Origin of the sequence: Bacillus arachidis (assembly GCF_030285945.1) — a bacterium.
Lineage (GTDB): Bacteria > Bacillota > Bacilli > Bacillales > Bacillaceae_G > Bacillus_A > Bacillus_A arachidis.
This window is the reverse complement of record NZ_CP127376.1, coordinates 1,095,877-1,116,687: the sequence shown is the minus strand read 5'-3', so window position 1 is coordinate 1,116,687 and position 20,811 is coordinate 1,095,877. Positions and strand designations below refer to the sequence as shown.

The following is a 20,811-nucleotide window of genomic DNA, read 5'->3' as shown; positions in this document are numbered from 1 at the left end:
TTTTTTTAGTTAAAGAGGAAATATGAATGTATCCATATCCCCTCTTTATGAAGTAAAATTCGTAGAATCAAAGTATATTAGACTAATAAACTTTTTTTACTACTTTTAATAATATTTAATAATAGGTTGATATTGTCTTTCATGTAAGGTTCAAAGAACATATCAGAATGACTACCGAATCCCTGATTGATATTTAGAGTATCTTTCCCTAAAATATCTTTCCACTGAGCTATTACCTTTTCTTTTTCAGCAGATTCATCATAACTATCTTGAGAAACCCAGTACACTTCCGAATAAATGCTTCTCATGTTTTGCTCATTGTAAAAATAATTTGCAAATGCAAGCCTTTTATTATATGCAACATCAATCATATTTGGATTATCATTTATCCAATTTGCTAGCTCTGAGACTTGATTTAGCCCATTATTTATGTCCTCATTTACTTCTTTTATAATTTCATCTTCACTTGTCTGATGTTGAATTTGTGTCCTTGAGTCGAACATAATAACTTTTCCATTTGATGAATATACCCTCTCTAAGTAGGCCGCTACTTCTAAAGCGAGATTTCCACCAGCAGAGTACCCCATAAGAATCCATTCTTTTTGATTACTCATGTTATAAATATATTCTGCATATTTTTCTATTCTGTCTTGATCTTCAATAAAATCAAATAAATGAAGATTACCTGACTTCATATATTTTGGGATATCATTATAAATTAGACCCCAACCTGCAATCGGTGGAAAAGAAAATAGATTGTATTCATCAGTTATATTAAATGTAGTTACTGGTACAACATCACTATTATCCGTTTTCAAACTCTTTGCAATTCCCATGATTGTAGGTTCTAATACGATTTCTCTAAAGGTTAACAATCTACCTGTTTCATGCTCTAAGTTGGCTATTAAAGAAATAATTGTTAATGAATTAGCCCCTAACGAGAATACATTGTCACTTCTATAAATCATCATATCTTCCAGTTTTAAAATCTTCCTTACTAGTTGAGCTACTTTCTTTTCATTTTCAGTAACTAACTCTTCTTTGGAACTATTTATTGTGACCTCTTGTAATGAGTGTCTATCCACTTTACCATTTGAATTTAAAGGTAATTTTTGCAGTACTTCCAAAAAGTCTGGAACCATATAATAAGGAAGCTTCTCGTTTAAAAAGCGTTGAATATCTCTTTTCAGCTCCAATGTATCAGCATGCCTAGACTGAACATACCCTACTAGTAACTGTTCATTATTAATACTTTGCACTTTTACAACCGCATCACTGACTAATGGATGTTCTGATAAGGTATGCTCTATTTCCCCTAGTTCAATACGATACCCTCGAATTTTTATTTGATAATCCTTCCTACCGAAAAATTCAATTGTGCCATCTTCCCGCCATCTTCCAATGTCGCCAGTTTTGTACAGTACTCGATCATGTGAACTCTTAGAATACGGATTTTGAATAAAGCTTACCTCTGTTTTAGCTTGATCATTTATATATCCTTTTCCTACACAAATTCCTGCAACATATATCTCACCTTTTAGTCCTACAGGTCTTTTTTGTAATTCTTCATCTAGAATATACAGACTACTATTTACAATTGGCTTACCAATTGGAACCGGATCTTCCTTAGGTGCTTCATACATAATGTGATGAGCAATATCATCAGATGCTTCGGTCGGACCATAGGCATTGACTACTGGTATGGTATGATGCTCAAACCATTTTGTTAGTGTCGCTGTCTTTACTGGCTCCCCCGTTACCAATAAGAATCTTAGATCATTTAACTTCAAATCAAATTCGTTTAAATAATCCGCAAGAATATTAAGATATGAAGGTACAACTTCCAAATGAGTGACTTTCTCGTTATTTAAAACATTTATAAAATATTTTAAGTTTTGCTGTTCTGACTTCTTAATTATTCTCGTTGTCCCCCCGGTGCAGAGTGCCATAAAAAATTGAAATACAGATATATCAAAACAATGTGAAGCATTTTGTACCACTACAGAATCTTCGTTACATGACAATAGTTCAATTTTTGCCATGATGTGGTTTAGCATTCCTAAGTGCTCAACCATTGCTCCTTTTGGTTTTCCAGTTGAGCCAGAGGTGAATATAACGTAAGCTAATTGCCTTGAATCAATATCCATATTAAAGTGCTCTTTCTCCAAGTCTTTAACAGGAATTTCATCTACTTTTATAACATTGGCATTTATGTCTTTCACTTCAAGTGAGGTATCCTCATTACTAACCGTCAGAATAGTCCTGCAATCCGCTTGTTTTAAAATATCATTCATTCGGTCAGATGGTATATCCAGCTCGATTGGAAGATATGCCAGTCCGGCACTCCAAGCTCCTAATATGGAGGCTACCATCCAAGGCGAACGGTCCATCATAATTGCAACAATTGATTCTTTTGGCATATTAGCTTCCCTTAAGGAAATCGCGATTCTATTAGACATGTGATATAGCTTCTCGTAACTCCAAGTTTCATCTTCAAAAACAATAGCTGGTTTAAGCGGATTTTTCTCCGCTTGTTGCATAACGATTTCCGGAACCGTATATTCTGGTAACTGTAAATGATGATCTGTAAATTGTTCCAGCTGTCTTTCTTCTATAGCACTCGTTATTGACAAGTTTGATAAACTTTCTTGGCAGTTGTTCATCATAAAATTTAAAATTGTTTTGTAATGGTCAATCATTCTCGTGATTGTATTTTCTTTGAATAAATCTGTTGAATAGATGAATTTTAGTTGATAAAATTCATCATTTGGCATAACTACTAATTCTAAATCCATCAAAGTAGTATTATCCCCGTTATCCATAATAGAATAGCCTTTAACTTTATCATCTAATCCTTGATTGTCGAAATCATTAAAACTAAAGAGAATATCAAAAAGCGGATTACGGTTTAAGGCTCTATCTACATTTAATTCTTCCAAAATTAATTCATATGGAAAGTGTTGATGCCCGAGAACTTTTTCTATCTCCGAAAACACTTCCTTTAATGTGTCCTTTACATTTTTCCTTGCATCCAGAGAGTAATTTAGTGGCAGCGTGTTAATAAACACCCCATACAAATCACTAAATTCTGCTCTTAATCGATTTGAGAAAGGACTTCCAACAATAACTTCTTTACTATTCGAGTACTTATTTAATAAAATATAAAATCCTGTTAAGAAAAAAGTATAAGGAGTAATCTCTAGTTTACGGCATAATTCACTTACGTCCTCACGTTTATACAAGAAATTATCCTTGATGGAACTTCCTTTATAAGAGCTCTCTTGTGGTCTCTTATAATCATAAGGTAGGTCTAACTTCACAACACCATTTTGGAATTTGCTATTCCAGAAACTTTTAGCATCTTCAAATTTTCCCTCTGTAAGATACTGATTCTCTAATAATGCATAGTGAATATATTCATATTTTTGTTTTTCATAATCTCCACTATAGTAATGTTGATATAAATCTTCTAGAAAGCTAACAATAGATAAGCCATCCATGACAATATGATGAAAATCAAAAATCACGTAATTTACATCTGAATCCTTTAGATGACCTACTCTGATTAAAGGGCCTTCTTCAAGATTGAAAGGTTTTATAAATTCTTTGAAAGAACTATTTATGTCCTTTCTTTTCGCTAATATTTGAATTGGCACTGAAACATGTTCAATTACTTTTTGCTGAACACTATGGTTATCTGATTTAAAGATTGTTCTAAAAACACTATTGTTATTAGCAATGAAAGATAAAGACTTTTCAAACTTTTCGCGATTGAAGTCCCCTTCAAATTTTATTATAACGGGAAGATTATATGCCAGAGACTCCGGTTCCATAGAGTGTAATAGGTACATTCTTTTTTGACTTGTTGAAGTTTGATACCAAATATTCTCTTGGATAGGTTCGCTTGAGATTACTTCAAGCTCTTTAGACTCTATTTCTTTTGAAATCATTTCAATCGTTTTCAATCTAAAAATATCGCTTAGAAGTAAGGATGAATTCATCTTATCGTTTATTTCTTTTAATAAACTTACCGCCTTTAGACTATGCCCTCCAAGATCAAAGAAAGAATCATCAATACTCATCTCATTTACTAAAAGCTCTTCCTTCCAAATTTCAAGTAACTTTTCCTGAATAGAATTTTCAGGTTTTCTAAGTTGAGTGTTACTCCTACTCTTTTTATTAAGAATACTTTGACTAAAAAATTCGTGTTGTAATCTATTATTTGAATAGATCAGTGGTAAATAATATTTTCGATGTAACAAGCTTTCAAATTTAGGGATGTTTATCTCCCAATCTGATAACCTCAGTAAATCAACATCTTTTTCAAACTCATAACCTAAGTAATCCCAATTGTTATAGAATTTATATTGGCTCGATGATGCATGTAAACCAATCATTTCTTTACTTACTGTATTTGTTTCGAAATTACCTAAATGAAAGCTCGGACTTATAACATGAATATTTCCAAAGTTATTTCCTTTTACATTTTTCTTTGAAATGATTTCGAAACTATACTTCTTTATTATCAAACTTTTAAAAGCTCCTGTTGCATTACGTTGTTCTTTCCCTCCTAGAGCTAAAAGAAATTGGCTCAATACATTTGGATCAGCGGTTGATAATAAAAGCATTGCTTTTTCCTTACTCACGTTCTGTTGCACAGATCCTACTTCTAAGAATTCAATTAACCCAAAGCCTGGTACAGAATAGAATTGTACTCTTGCATTATCAAACAATATGGCAGGCTCTGGCTTCGTTACTTCTTCGATTTGAGTTAAGTTATTTTCTTTCAATATAGTTGGAATTTCATTTAAATTATTTATTTCAAAACAGATATGGTAAGGACTCTCCCCTCTACTTTCAAGGAAGCTGTTCACTCTACTATCTGGACCAGTTGAACTAATTAATTCGAGTGTTGGTGCACTCTTATGTTCTAAAAGAGCTAATTCTGCTTTTTGTATTGGATCATAAACTTTTTTTATGCATTTATAGCCTATACTTTCAAATTCCATAATTTTAGATTCAATGTTCCATACTGAAATACCGATATGATTATACATAAACTGATTTGTTTTATTTTCATTTTTAACTTCCTCTGGAAAGTCCTGTTCATAAAATACATTTATAAAATTTGATGAAAGGTTTTCTTCAGCATCTAGTAAAAACGAGCCATCTTGTTGTAAATCTGTTAATTGGTTTAAAAAGCTTTGAATTGGTTTATTTTTCTCTGTCGGAATAAATTTCCCAGATACCCTTTTCAATTTAAGTTCTTTTGCCAACTTCTTAAGGCACTCCATTGCTGCAAATTCAACATTTCTACCTAGCGCTCGGCAGCTTAATAAAAATGTATCAATGAACAGTTCATCTTCCTTCACTTCAAAAAATACAACGCCTACAAGACCATAGTCACCAAATTTGTCTCTTAGTTTTATCACTCTTATATTCTCATGATTTAACTTTAAAACTTCTGCTTCTGATCGCCTCATTGTAGTTAGATTAAATTGGTTTGTTCTATATGTTAACTGAGATACACGAGCTAACTCTTCAGGTTTCATCTTATGGAATGACATTTCTAGGTTAAGCAACTTCAAGAAATCTTCTGTACTTTCTTTACTTTCATAAACTTTTTTCCGTTCTTTTTCTGCTCTGTATAATTCGCTTCTGTTACCCTCGTTACTAACTGACAATTGTATATCAAATGCCCAACTATTTTTGAGTAAAGGTACAATCAAGGAATGCGGTTCAGGCACTTGAATTGTATGAACAGATGGCAGATTATTCATAACTTCAAGACACTCCATATGAGAATCATCTAGAAAAATAAAACTATCGATACCTAAATTCAACTCTTTAGCCATAGATAATAAATTATCTGATTTACGTGACCAATTTATTCTCCAAGCAACAAAATCTTCTTGCTTTAACACCATTTCACGATTTTGTTTAAAAGTATCTAAAACGTCCTTCTCATTATTTTTTGTACATAATACAAGAAGAAAACCTTTATTTTTCAAATCCAATAAGAATTGTTGAAGATGTCGATGAGAATCTTCAATTTTAACTCCAGTTGGGCCATCCTCTCCGCATACACCGTTCCATAGTGTATTATCACAATCTACTGCGATGACTTTAAACTTTTTTTGATAGAATGATACAATTTCACGCGCTAAACACATACCAATGGATGTAAATGCTGTGTCTGTATACGGTATATGGGCAATATCGTCCGTTGTTTCATCAAACATGTCTAAAATTTCGTATTCATTTTCAATTTTAGTTAAATCTAATATTCTTACTGAAGGTAACTCCTTTAGTTGATCACAAATTGTTCCATATATATGATTAATTTCATTTATTAAATCTTCCGATAATTCATAATTAGAAATAGGTAATAACACTACGTTTAGCTTCCCTCGAGGTTTAGCTGACTTAATAGCCTCAATATATTTTTGTCCTAAGGACTTAATGATCTCTAATTGTTCTTTCTCATCATCCAAATCTCGAATCCAGTCCTCAGCTCTTTGACATACAAATGTGACACCATCATTTTGATTCATCGAGCTTTCTGGGTCATATAACTCTTGAAACACTTGATTATATGGTCCAAAAGTAATATTCGGATTCACAGCAAAATTTTTGCTCCAAAAAGAGATTGAATCTGCAACATTATCGAAAGTAAATGAACTTGATATATACACTGGTACTTCAACCATGTTTGCTTTTCTTTTTGAGCTAAGTAGTAAACTGTTTTCTGTTGAAAGTGGCGCAACTCTAGCAAGTGCTACGTCTAATTCAGCCTCTTCTACATTCAAAAAATTATGATACAAATCTACAAATACTTGTAGTGTATGTTCAGAAAATAAAGCCGAATCATATTCCACTAAAAACTTAAACTGTTCCTCTCTAGGAAAAACATCTACTTTTAAATCCAGTTTATTATTACCATGTTCAATACTTAATTCTTCTCCCTGAAATAACTCAGATGACATTTGTGCTGGGGGCACTTCATTATGAAAAATAAACATAGTATCAAATAATGGATTTCGGTTAAATTCCCCACTCCATTCACTTTGTTCAACAATATGTGAAAACGGTACATTATGATTTTCATAACACATTAATAAATCGTTGGTCGTGTTTATAATTAAATCTTTAAAACTTAATTTCTCATTAAAATCTAGTTTAATTGGTAGATAATTCATAAACAAACCAATCATATCTTCAATTTGATCGTCATCCCTTCCAGAAATAAGGCTTCCAATGAAGAATTTTTCTGAATTAGAAAGACGGTTTATTACAGCTGAGAAAGTTGCGAACAAAATAAAATGGTCTGTTATTGCAGGTAAGTTTAAGAAATTTTTAATTCTGTTCACGGCTTTTTTATCAATGGAAAACTCTAATGTTTTACCAATCGATTGTTTAGTAATAGATCGATTTCGCTCTATAGGTAAATCAAGTTCAAAGTACTCTTTAGAAACATATTCCTTCCAAAATAGTTCCTGATTACGAAATGAACCCTTCTCTAACTCTTGATTAAGCCAATGAGCGTAATCTTTATATTGAACATTCGGAACATCAATTACTCCTCCGTTATATCTCTCAAATAAGTTTTTAAAGAACGTTACGAGTGACGTTCCATCACAAATAATATGGTGAAAATCAAAGAAAATTGCCTGTCTCCCATTTTCTAGATTTATAAGTGCACATCGAAATAATGGACCTTTTTCCAAGTTAAATGGCTGGATGAGGTTTTTCAACATTTCATTAACTTTAGTTGATTCACAATTATATTCTTCGATCGTTATTTGAATATTCTCTTTCACCTTTTGTACAAACTCACCATTTTCCTCAGTAAAAATTGTTCTCAAGATTTCATTAGCTTGTACTAACTCGTTCACACTTTCTTCCATTTTCACTTTATCTAATTTCTTATACAGAATTTGACTCATTGGCATATTGTATGAAGTATTTTGTTTATCTTTAGATTGCACAACATAAATCTGCTTCTGAATAGGAGTCATACGTACCGCTTTTAGATCATAAGGAATAATTGTGTTATTCTTATTAAAATTATGCACTACATCTGCAGCCTCTAACTTTAATGCTAGTGTTCTAACGCTCGGTGATGTAAATACTTCTGAAATTTTCAATTTAATTCCATACTTAGTGTTGATTTTTGAAATCAAATTAATGCTCTTTAAAGAGTCTCCACCATACTCAAAGAAGTTAGAGTCGATTCCAATAGCATTATTATTTAAGATATCTTGAAAAATAGTTAATAACTCTTTTTCAAGAATGGTTCCTGGTTTTTCCGAAACTGTTATTGGCTCATTCTCGCGATCTATAGTAGATAATTTTTGATAATCCACTTTCCCATTAACTGTCAATGGCACTTCTTCAATTGCTACAAAAAATTTAGGTACCATAAATGAAGGCAAATAACTCTCTAAATGAAACTTTAAATGCGAAAGATTGTTCTGCGGAAAATCCCCCTTTACATATGCAATAATAAAGTTTTCATCGAATGCATCTTTTTCAACTGTAACAACAGATTCGATTACATCATCATGCCTGTCTAAGACGTTCTTAATTTCTCCTATTTCAACACGATTCCCTCGAATTTTAACTTGCGAATCTTTTCTTCCAATGAAAACTAAGTTGCCATCTGGCAACATAGAAACATGGTCACCAGTCTTAAAATATTTCTCTTTTTTTCCTGTCTCGTCAGTTAAATAGATGAAGCTCTTTTCTGTAAGGTCGACATTATTGTAATAGCCAAAAGTTACTCCTATACCACCAATGTATAACTCACCAATAGATAAAGGGCCTACATCCTCTAATTTGTCATCTAGAACTCTCAATTTATAGTTCCGCCAAGCATGCCCCATTGGAAACTCTCTATCAATTATTGAATTCTTCTCACCCTTATAGGTTGAAGTCGTTGTAGTAATAGAAACTTCTGATGGTCCATACGTATTAATTAATTCTGGACTTTCCCCACTTGTTAATTTGTTCCATAACCCTAAAACTTTTGGTGAGATTCTTTGACCAGACAAAGTAATAATTCGAATACAATTTGGCAAATCTATGTTTTCGCTTGTTAAAAAGATAACCCATTTCTCCCAATAGGCAGCTGGTATTCCAATTACTGATATTTTATGATCCTCAATAAATGAATTGAAATCGACAAATGATTCCATTGCCTCTTCATTTCTAACTATAACCGTACCGCCAATCGTTAAAACTGGCATAATTTCCTCTAGGGTAGCATCAAACCCTAAAGCAGAAAAATGAATGGATGTATCGCTAGAAGTTAAATTAAACTCTTCAACAGTATCATAATTATGATTTAATAAACCTAAATGCGTCCCGTGAATACCTTTTGGAGCCCCTGTTGTACCTGACGTAAAAATAATATAAGCACCCATGTTTTCTTCTAATTGATAGTTTGATACAAGATATTGATCATATTTATAATCCCGGAAATTTACCGTATCTAAGTTTAAAACCTGCTTTTCATCAAATGTATTTAAACAGAGGTTTTCATAACAATCTGAAGTTAAGATTGTCTTCGCGCCACTAATTTCCAACATCATTCTTACACGTTCAATTGGGTACTTTGGATCAATTAATACGAACTTCCCTCTCGCTTTTAATATTCCATATATAGAAGCGATAAAATTCACTCCGCGATCCATGTAAACGGCGCAAACTTCTTCCTTCTGAAACTTCCTCTCTAACAAGAGAGCTGAAATACCACTAGCTTTTTCGTTAAGCTCCTCATAAGTAATCGACTGATTATTATGAACAACAGCTGTAGCTAAAGGTGTTTTTTCTGCTTGCCTCTCAAATAAACGCTGTACAGGAATTAACGGACGCTCACTATGTGGATGAATATGAATTTTATTTACTACTTCTTCAAGCTGTGACGTATTAAAAATCTTTACTTCACCAATAGATGTATCTAAAGATTCCATCATTTCCATCAAAACTTTTTCAAATGTATTAAGAATATAATGAGCACTCTCTTCTTCAAGGAAATCCTGTCTATAATGAAAATCAATATAGTATTCTGTAGATTTCTCTGAAATTGATAATGTAAAATCAACTTGTGATTCTTCTGCTTTATTTTTTAAAGGTGTAATATCAAACTCAAGATTTTTGGTTTTTACTTCTGGAAAATTGTTAAATGAAAACAATCCATTAAACAGTTCATAGTTCCTATCATTAAAAAATGCTTTCCTATTTGCAATGATTTCATTTAATCCTGCATTCTGATGTCTAAAGACTGTTAAACATGTATCTTTTACAGAATGAAGTAAATCCTTAACCTCAATATCTTTGTTTCCTTCTATCACAATAGGGAGTGTATTTGTAAAATATCCTACCTCTCTTTCTAATTCCGGAAATAATCTCCCCGCAGTAGGTGTTCCTACACATATTTTTTCTGAACCCGTAAATTTATGGTACATAATATAAAAAGCAGCTAAGAAATATTGATAAGGCGTAATGGCATGTTCTTTGCAAAAATTATTAATTTTCACATTTGCCTCTGGAGATAACTTCAATGAATTTAGCCTTGATTTAAACGATAATGTCCCCGTATTGTGTAATAGACCCGGAAACCTAATTGGATTAATAGGTTCTACCAATTTACTCTCCCAGTATTCCATATCTTTGTTCAGTGCTTCTTTATAACTCTCATTCTGCTTATAAAACAAATAGTCAACAAAATTTCGATTTGGTTTAGCCCCAGTGTTTAAACCGTAATAATATTTCATGATTTCTTCTAAAAAGATATTAATGGACCAACCATCGGAGATAATGTGATGAAAAGATATTCCCATCGTAAAGCCTTTACTACCATCGTTTACTAGAATCACTCTAGCTAAAGGCCCAACCTCTAAATCAAATGGTTCTTCACATAGATTTTTACAAAGAACTAGACTATTTATATTTGTTGAAGGCTTAATAACACTAAAGGTAACTTTCCCTTCGGTAGAAAGCCTGATTTCTGGATTATCATTATTTTTTACAAAGTTCATTTTAAAAGCTTCAAAGGAAGAAGCTGTAGCACTTACAGCCTCTTCTAATTTTTCAAGATTTATATCCCCAGAAATTTTGAAGAAATCCATTAAATGAAAAACTGTGCTCTGAGGATCATCCTCCCAAAATATCCACATTCTTTTTTGCTCGCTGGACAATGGGATATGCTCAAAATGTGAAGGTCTTTCCGGTAATGAATTTATACTTACACGCTTGTTTCCTCCTTTGAGAGCATTTAAAAGCTTAAGTTTGTTATTTGAAAGGCTACTGTTAGTCATTATTTCACACCTACCCATTAATTTTCTCTAAGTAAAGTATTGCTTCTTCTTCGGAAAGAGATTCTATAAATGTAATTAAATCGCTTTCTATTAATCTAGACATTTGTTTTAATCTTCTGTTAACAAACAAGTTTTCTATAGACACTTTCAATCCAAATTGTTCTTCTATTCGACTGACTAATTGAACCGCTTTTAGAGAATTGCCCCCTAATTCAAAAAAGTCACTATTTAATTTAGGTTTTCTTCCCAATAGTTCTTCCCAAATATCTACTAAAACGAAATCAATTTCATTTAGATCCTCTTCCACTTCCACTTCCAATTCATTTCTTGTTTGTGTGACCAAATTCATTAATTTTTTTTGATCAATTTTTTTATTTGAAGTTAGAGGTATCTCATCAATCATTATTATTTGATTCGGTAACATATATAACGGACAGCTTTTAGCTAATCTTGTTTGGATATTAGATTTAACCATGCTTTCATCTTCAGAGCTGACAACAAAAGCATATATACTTTTGTCATCTTCGCAATCTGCGATACATATGCACCGAGCTACAAACTCTGATTCAGCGATTAAACTCTCTATCTCTCCAAGCTCTACTCTATTTCCCCTAATCTTAACTTGACGATCTGATCTGCCAATATAAATAATTTCATTTTCTTCATTCATCCAGCCCATATCTCCTGTCCTAAAAAGAGGGATACTGTGTGTATCATCAAATGTAAATACTTGATAGTTATCGACTGAATCATAATTTAAATATCCGTCTGTAATGTAATTACTTATAATACATATTTCACCTATTTCTCCCGAGCTGCATATTCTCATCGACTTATCATTTACAATAATCGGAAGTACTCCTGGAATAGCCTTTCCTAAACCTCTAAAGTTTAGCGTATTATGAGCTAATTCTTTTAGCATTATTCCTTGCGGCGTTTCTGTACATCCATAAAAACTGAAAATTCTAGTTGTTGAATTATTCTGTTTTATTTTCTCGTACACACTTCTATTTAAACTTTCTCCACCGGTAAAGATAAAATCTAAGTCTCTATAGGTTTGTTTGTCGGAAAAGATTAGTTTGCAATAGCTTGGTGTTGTATGGACAACATTGATTTTCTCTTTCATTAACCACTGAATAATGTTATCTGCATCTAAAAGATTCATTCCATCCGGCACACACAATACTCCACCACTACATAACGGAGTAAACATATCTCTATAAATAGGGTCATGTGAGAGCCCTGATAGCATAGAAAATGAAGTACCTAAACCAAAATCAAATTCCTCTATATACCAATTAACAAAGTGAGTTAACGCTCCATGATTCCCTTGAATTGCTTTAGGATCTCCTGTTGTACCCGAAGTAAAGTTAATATAACAAGACGTGTCAAAACGAATTTCATAATCTAAACTTTCTTTGTCTCTGCTGTAGCTATTATTAATAATTTCATCAATATGCTGTATATTAACCTCGCTACTTTCAATTTGATGGTCACAACAATTAATTAAGAGTTTTGGGTTAGCTATACTTATTTTCTTTGTTAATAGTTCTTGTGGATGTTCACTATCCAAGATGATGAAAGGATTCCTAGATTCCATAGCAGCAAGGCAAATAATCGGTAAATATTTATTTCTATTCGAATAAATTGCAACTCTTTCATTCGGTTTCAACCTCATCTTTAAATAGGATGTAATCTTTTCTTTCAAGTCATAGCAATATTGATACGAATAAGATTGTCCATGACTCTTAATAGCAATTTGATTAGGGTATTCACGAGCTACTCTATTAAATTTTTCAAATAGCGGTACTTCAAACTTTTTATCTAGCATATCTGTGTAATTTAAATCTTGTTCTTGAGAAGATAGACTTGCATTTAAAGTATTCTCAATATTATTTACTAGCAGATTAAAGTACTGTTGAGATATTAATTTCGCCCTGTTTTCTGTGAATTTATTCCCATCAAATACCGAAAAGATTGTAAGCTGATTTTTCTTTTCTTGAACATAAAAAGTGACATCGAATTTTGAATCAATTTCAGGCACAAATTCCGACTCCTCAATGGCCAAGTTTCCTTTTGAAAGCACTTCGCTCTTCTTTAAATCTGGGAATGCAAGCATATTAAAGAAAAGGCTAAATAATGGTGATTCCCCAAAAGTTCTATCCGGTAAAATTCTTTCTACTATTTTCTCAAACGGAATCGAGCTATTTTCAATCGCTTCCGTAACACTTTCTTCAACCATGGTTAAGATGGATTGGAACGATACCTCTTCATTTACCGATATTTTTATAGGCAATGTATTTATGAAACATCCAATCATATCCTCAAATTCAGACCGCTCTCTTCCTGCAATAGGAATACCTATGGTTAAATCTTCGTTCTTTGTTAATAAGCGTACCAAATGGAAGAAGTTAGCTAACAAAATATTGAATAAACTAACTCTTTTCTCCTGGGACAATTTATATAAATCCGTCATGATTCTTGGATTTATGTCCTGTTTCAACAAAATAGAGGATGTATTAACTTCTCTGTTATGATCAAAGCTACTCTCTAATAACGTACTCTCAGGATTATCCCCTAATTTTTGCGCCCAATAATCTAGTTGCGGCTGAAATTTCCCACTCTCATACATATCCTTTTGCCATTTCGCGTAGTCATAATACTGTAAACTGCTATTTATCTTATATTCATCTAATGTTAATTTTTGTTCTTTTTCTAGAAGATGACACATCACTTCTTTTATGATTAGGTTAATTGACCACCCATCAGCTATTAAATGACTGAATACAGCAATGAGTACAAAATCATCTTTCTCTCTTTTAATTAATGTAAATTTCATTAAAGGACCATTTTCCAAATCAAATACATACTTAGTTTTCAAGTTAATTAAATTAGATATCTCTACAGGATCGTTTTGTTCTACGTAATCTAACTCCACATGCATTTCATCTGCTATATGAATTTTCGGGTCTCCATTTTCAAAAGATAGAGTAGTTCGTAAAACATCAAACTTTGAAACCATCGTATTTATTGCATTTTTTAAATCCTCTTTTATTAAATTACCCTTAATATTAAATACACCCGGTATATTAAACATTGTAGTATTTTGATTCACATACTCATAAAACGCCATTCTCTCTTGTGAATATGAAAGAGTCGGGTGATTGTTGTGCTCAAATTTTTGAAGCCCAGGTACACTAACCTGTAATTCTTCGCTTCTATCAATAACCTGAGCTAAATCTTTAAGTATTGGGTTTTCAAATATTTGTCTAAGTGTAATTTTTTTGTTGAATGTATTTTCTAATTTGTTTAACATTTGCACAGCTAAAAGACTATGACCACCTAAGCCAAAAAATTCACTTGTTCTTCCTACATCTCTACCAACTAATTCTTTCCAAATGTTCGCTAATTTCTCTTCCGTATCACTAAAGTTTTTATCTAGAATCTCCTCTTTTAAAATAGGTTTTGGCAGCAACTTCCTGTCAATTTTCCCATTCTTATTTATTGGAAATTCTTCTACTTCTATCATCACAACCGGAATCATATAAGAAGGTAAATATGAGCTCAGGTATGCTTTAACTTCTTCATTACTTACTAAGTTATTGCACGAGTAATATAAAGCTAGATTCGCTTCCCCCGAATCACCCTCAAAGCCAACTACTAAACAGTTATTTATCTTTTCGTTATTCAATAAAACATTTTCAATCTCATTCAATTCGATCCGATAACCTCTTACTTTCACTTGAAAATCTAAACGACTTAAGAATTCTAAATCGCCATCCTCATTAATCCTTACTAGGTCACCAGTTTTATAAAATCTATTTTTTTCTCCGTTAAAAGGATTAACTAAAAATGCCTTTTTAGTTTCTAGCGGAGCATTAATATACCCTCTACCAACTCCAATTCCAGAGACGTATAATTCACCTGGTACCCCTCTAGGAAGTAATTTCATATTATTGTCTAGTACGTAAAGGTTCATATTCGCAACAGGCTTCCCTACAGGAACATGACTCACAATATCTTCAAATTTCTCTTCGGACCAATAATGTGTCACATCATCTGAGCACTCAGTTGGTCCGTAAGCATTCACAATCGGAATATTCCCAAAATTATAATGCCATCTATTTACAAGATCAGGTGGTAGTGTTTCTCCAGTTACAACCAACATTCTTAACTGATCACATGTTTTCAAGATAGAGAGAGAATCGAGATCATCTAAAATGAAACGAAGTAAAGTTGGAACAACCTCCAAAATCGTGATATTCTTTTCTAATACTTGTTGTAACAATTCTCTTGAATTCTTGGCAGTATCATCTGATACAATGTGACAGTATCCTCCCACCAAAACGGTAGAGAAAAATTGCCATACTGAAATATCGAAACATTGCGAAGCATTTTCAACAATTCTATCTTGATTACTAATTTTGAAATCGTGTATTTTAGCAAATAAATGATTTAGCATACCTATTTGTTCAATCATTGCCCCCTTAGGCTTACCTGTTGAGCCTGAAGTAAAAATGATATAAGCTAAATCGTTCATTTTTAATTTTTTAACCGGTTCAATGTTAGGAACATGAATCGTCTCATTAATATTAACCATTCTATTAATTTCTTCCATTAACGGTAACGAGCTTAATGATAGATTGTTTACCGCAATGGTATCTGTTTCTGACTGCCTTATAATATCTTTAATTCTTTCAGCTGGATAATTCACCTCAAGTGGAATATAAGATCTTCCAGCTTTCCAAATAGATAATATTGTTTTTACAAAATCAATACTTCTATCCATATATATTAGTACAGGTGTTGGTGTATCCTCTGGTTGAACAAAAGACCTTGAAAGCAAATCCGTTTCATACTTTAGCTCAGCATAAGTAATCGTTCCATTATCATCAGAAAATGCAACTTTATTTGGTACACGCATTGCCCATTGATCAATGATTTCATTAATAGACTGATTGAAAGGAAATTCAAGTTTATTGTTATTAAAGTCATGTAGTAGAAATTGCTTTTCTTTTTCACTAATAATATCTATATCATCTAGCTTTATATCTTCCATACAAATGATACGTAACATGTTTTGGAAGTTTTCTATAAAACGTTCTATAAAGTTTGCATGGAATAAATCTGTACAGTACTCTAAATTAAATTGAAACTCTTCATTTTTCTCTTCTGCAATTAATGAAAGATCGAACTTAGAAGTATAATTTTCAATAAAAATAGGTTCAAGCTCTAACTCTCCCATTCTCATTTCACTTAACGGTGCATTTTGTAACGTAAATAAAGTTTGAAAAAGTGGTGTTCTACTTAGATCTCTACTATCGTTATATTCCTGTAATAATAGTTCCATTGGTACATCTTGATTCTCATAAACGTTCAAGAAATCCCTCTGAATGTTTTCGATTAATTTATGGAACGACATACTTTCATCAAACTTAATAGGTATAGGCAACACATTTACAAAATAGCCAATAAGCTTTTCAAAATAAACATTTTCTCTATTTGCAAATGGAACACCAATAACAAATTCTTCCTGTCTACTATACTTTTGCAGCATTAAACTATATGCTGCAAATAGAATATTAAATTCTGTCGTTTTTAAGTATTGCGCTTTTCTTTTAACAGCTTTACAAATATCCTTTCCAGAAGAAAAAAGAACGTGCTTTCCTTTAAAGGACATTTCTTTTGGTCTCGGAAATGATGTAGGCATTTTTAAAACCGGGAGTTCTTCTGGGAATTTACTCTTCCACCAATCTAACTTGGATTGAATGGAATTTTTCTCAATCCTTTTTCTTTGTAAATTAGAGTATACTTTGTAAGGATACTTTATCTCATCAACCTGTATGCTTGTATTAGAATCTTCTTCATAGAAATGTTTTAGTTCCTCTAATAAGACTCCCATAGACCACCCATCACAAACTGTATGATGAATTGAGAAAGTGAGATAATTCTCTCTTTCGTTTACTTGTAATAACTTCGCCCTTAGCAGCGGCGAATGACTCAGATCAAAAGGAATATTACCAAACTCCCTGGAAACATCTTCTATATATTGATTCACATCACAATCTGATTGCACGCTTTCCTGGTCAATGTGCAACTCAACTGTATTTTCTTCTATAATAACGTTACCTTCGTCACTTTGCTTAAACGCATAACCAAACACAGTATGTCTATTCACAATGGTATTTAGAGAACTTGTCAGTCTATCTATATTTAATTTCCCGGAAATTTTTATCGTAAAAACAATGTTATAGAATGGATTGTTGGGTTCAAGTTGATCTAATAACCACAAACGCTCTTGTCCCATACTAGGAAGGTTCTCTAACAAACTTTGTTCATCTAAAATACTTTCATCTCTAGTATGGCTTGACTTAACTATATTAGAGAATTGTTCAAAAACGGGTGCTTCAAACAACTCTTTTAATGTCAAACTTACTTTGAATTTTTCATTTATTTTATTAACTAATTGCGCAGCAAGTATTGAATTGCCACCTACTTCAAAAAAATTCATCCTGTGATTGATGTCTGCACGTCCTAAAATATCACTCCATACAGCTGAGATTTCCTTATCTATACCATAAAAAACTTGCATATTACTCGCCGTATTTAGTTCTTTTCTTTTTTGAAGAAAAATTTCTTCTAGCTTTTTCTCTTCAACTTTGCCATTTCGATTAATTGGTATCTCATCTACTCTAATAAAATAAGCTGGAATCATATACGATGGTAATTTATCTTCAAGATGCTGTTTAACAGATTGAACATCAATCTCTACACTATTTTTATAAAACGCACATAGCTCTAATCTATCACTTGTACTTTTAACACCTAAAACTGTAACAAAAGCATGATTAATTAAAGTACCTATATTTTTCTCAATTTCTTCTTTTTGAATACGATAACCCCTGATTTTTATTTGGCTATCCTTTCTTCCCACGTAATATACATTTCCGTTATCATCGTAGAATCCATAATCCCCGGTTTTATATATACGCTTGCCCAGAAAACCTTCTTTTATAAACTTTGAATCTGTTAACTTACTATCATTTAAATATTCTTCTGCAAGGCCTGTACCACTTAATATAATCTCTCCTATTGTATATGGTGGGAGGACCATATTGTATTTGTTTAACACATAAGTAAACATTCCCTTAATGGATTGCCCTATACTCGTCTTATTGGCATAAGAAGAATCTAATGTTAATTCGCAGATATTGCTACCAACAGTGGCTTCAGTTGGCCCATATTCGTTAATCAATTTAGATAAAGGCAATAACCTCTTGAACTTTCGAATGAGATCATCATTAATATTTTCTCCACCCGCAACAACACATATTTTTTTGCTTGCTAAAGTTTGAGAATCTATTGATTCAAATAAAATTTCTAAGTGTGCAGGTGTACACTTTAGTAAAAGTGGTTCTTTTACGTTTTGAATATATGAAACGAATCCATCTAAACCTTGTCCTACTTCAATGAATTCCACTCTTCCACCATTTATAAGTTGTGGAAAAACGCTTGTTATTGTTAAATCAAAAGATAATGACGTATGGACTACAGCAAGATGATTATCATTTATACAATAATTATTTATACAATGATCTAAATAATTTCCTAACGCATTTTGAGAAATAATGACACCCTTTGGCACCCCTGTAGAACCCGATGTAAACAGAACATAAGCCGGATTTTTTGCGATTTTTCTCTTAACAATAACGTTATGATCAAATTCACAATTTAAATCTATAATTTTTTCATGCTTTAGATTGAGCGAATCCAATTCTATTTTCTCCGAGTTATAAATTATACAACTACAATTTGCTGCGTTTAAAATTTGTTGCATACGTTCTGATGGCAATGATAAATCAAGAGGGATGTATGTACAATCATTTCTCCAGCAACCTAACACTGAAGAGATAAATGCAGGCTCTCTATCAGTAATAATTGCAATCTTCGAACCTGGAGCGATTCCTTTGCTAATGAGTTCACCTAGTATTAAGTCTGCTTGCTCACTAAGGTCACTATATGTATAATTAACGCCTTTATATTTTGTAAAGACTAATTGACTATGTTTTAATATCGCACCTTCCAACATAGCATGAGCATTAAGGATAGAATCCGTTTCTCTTACTGGATTAATTTTTTCATAATGGCTATCGAAATCACTTAGAGAATAAGGTGAAATGTTTACTATTTCAGCATCTGGCTTTCTCAGATAGCGATTAAGCAAAATAAAAAAGGTAGATAAAAATGTCTCTGCAAATTTCCTATCATATTTTTGTAATGAGTATTCTAATCCAATAGATAATCCATCATTATCTTTATCAACGATAATAGTCATATCCTTCTTTGCCAACGGTCCATATGTTTTATGCAGTTTACAGATCGAGTCATTAAATAAATTTTCTGAAATAGATGTATCTTGAAATAGAAACATGAAGTCAGAAAAAGGTGAGTAATCTTCAATATACTCTGGACTAGCAAAGTGATTGATTATTTCTTCATATGGTAGCGATTGATTTTCATTTAACTTTTGAGATAGTTGATGTACCTCTTGCACTAAATCATTAAAGCTTTTGCTACCAACCTTAATCTTTAACGGTAATACATTTGCGAAGAACCCCATCATGTTCATCAGATCACTACTAACTCTTCCAGAACCTACTGTTTCTAATACAATTTCATTTTCCCCTGAAAAATATGACAAAGTTCCGATATATGTAGTCAACAATACTGAAAATAAAGAGGCACCATTTTTCTGAATAAAATTATTCATCTGTTCCTTTGTCTCGTTGTCCACTTTCAGTTCATGATAACCACCAGAAAAGTTAATGAGTGATTTATCATTTGCAGGATAATCAATATCTGTTTTCTCATATCCATCTGCGAACATACCATCCCAAAACTCTTTAACTCTCTCTCTTTCACCATTATTAAGCCATTCTACTTGCCACTCTGCGAAATCTGCATACTGAGCTTCTATTTCATCTGGTTGATAACAGGTTCCTTTTGAATATGCATTATATGCTTGTGACAGCTCCTTTAAAAATAGTTCAAGCGACCAACCATCTACAATAATATGATGGAATACGAATATTACTCTGTGAACATTATTTTTAAAATGGATAACTTTCCACCTAAATAAAGGAGCTGTATGGAAATCAAAAACTGGCACGAATATTTCATTGTATTCATCAGAATATAATTTTTCCGAAAATTCCAATTGACTAAATTCTCTTGATTCTCCATGTATTTCAATATCTTCGTGGATAAATTGTACTACTTCTCCATTTATTTCTTTTAACGATGTCCTTAACGGCTCATGTCGTTTAACTAGAGTTTTAATTGCTTCTTTAAAAGCATTTTCATGAAACGCTCCGCTCATTTCAAATTCTAAGGGAACATGATATAGTTGCGTCTTAGCGTATTTTTGCTCGAAATACCATAACCTTTGTTGGGCTTTCGAAGCAGACATCTGAAAAATATCATTCAAAAT

At 32.3% G+C, this 20,811-nt stretch carries 2 protein-coding genes; both read right to left on the bottom strand.

The genetic code is table 11. The features are described from left to right. Positions 1–77: 77 nt before the first annotated feature. The gene (locus tag QRY57_RS07145) at positions 78–11,321 is read right to left on the bottom strand and encodes a non-ribosomal peptide synthetase (RefSeq protein WP_286017066.1); all 11,244 of its coding nucleotides are present in this window, start codon (positions 11,319–11,321) and stop codon (positions 78–80) included. A gap of 10 nt (positions 11,322–11,331) precedes the next feature. After that, complete coding sequence (locus QRY57_RS07140) at positions 11,332–20,808, bottom strand: non-ribosomal peptide synthetase (RefSeq protein WP_286017065.1); 9,477 nt, start codon at positions 20,806–20,808, stop codon at positions 11,332–11,334. Positions 20,809–20,811: the final 3 nt, after the last annotated feature.

Bases quoted from the DNA above. Each gene is read 5' to 3' on its own strand.
- QRY57_RS07145 (WP_286017066.1), bottom strand. From the start codon at position 11,321: ATGACTAACAGTAGCCTTTCAAATAACAAACTTAAGCTTTTAAATGCT.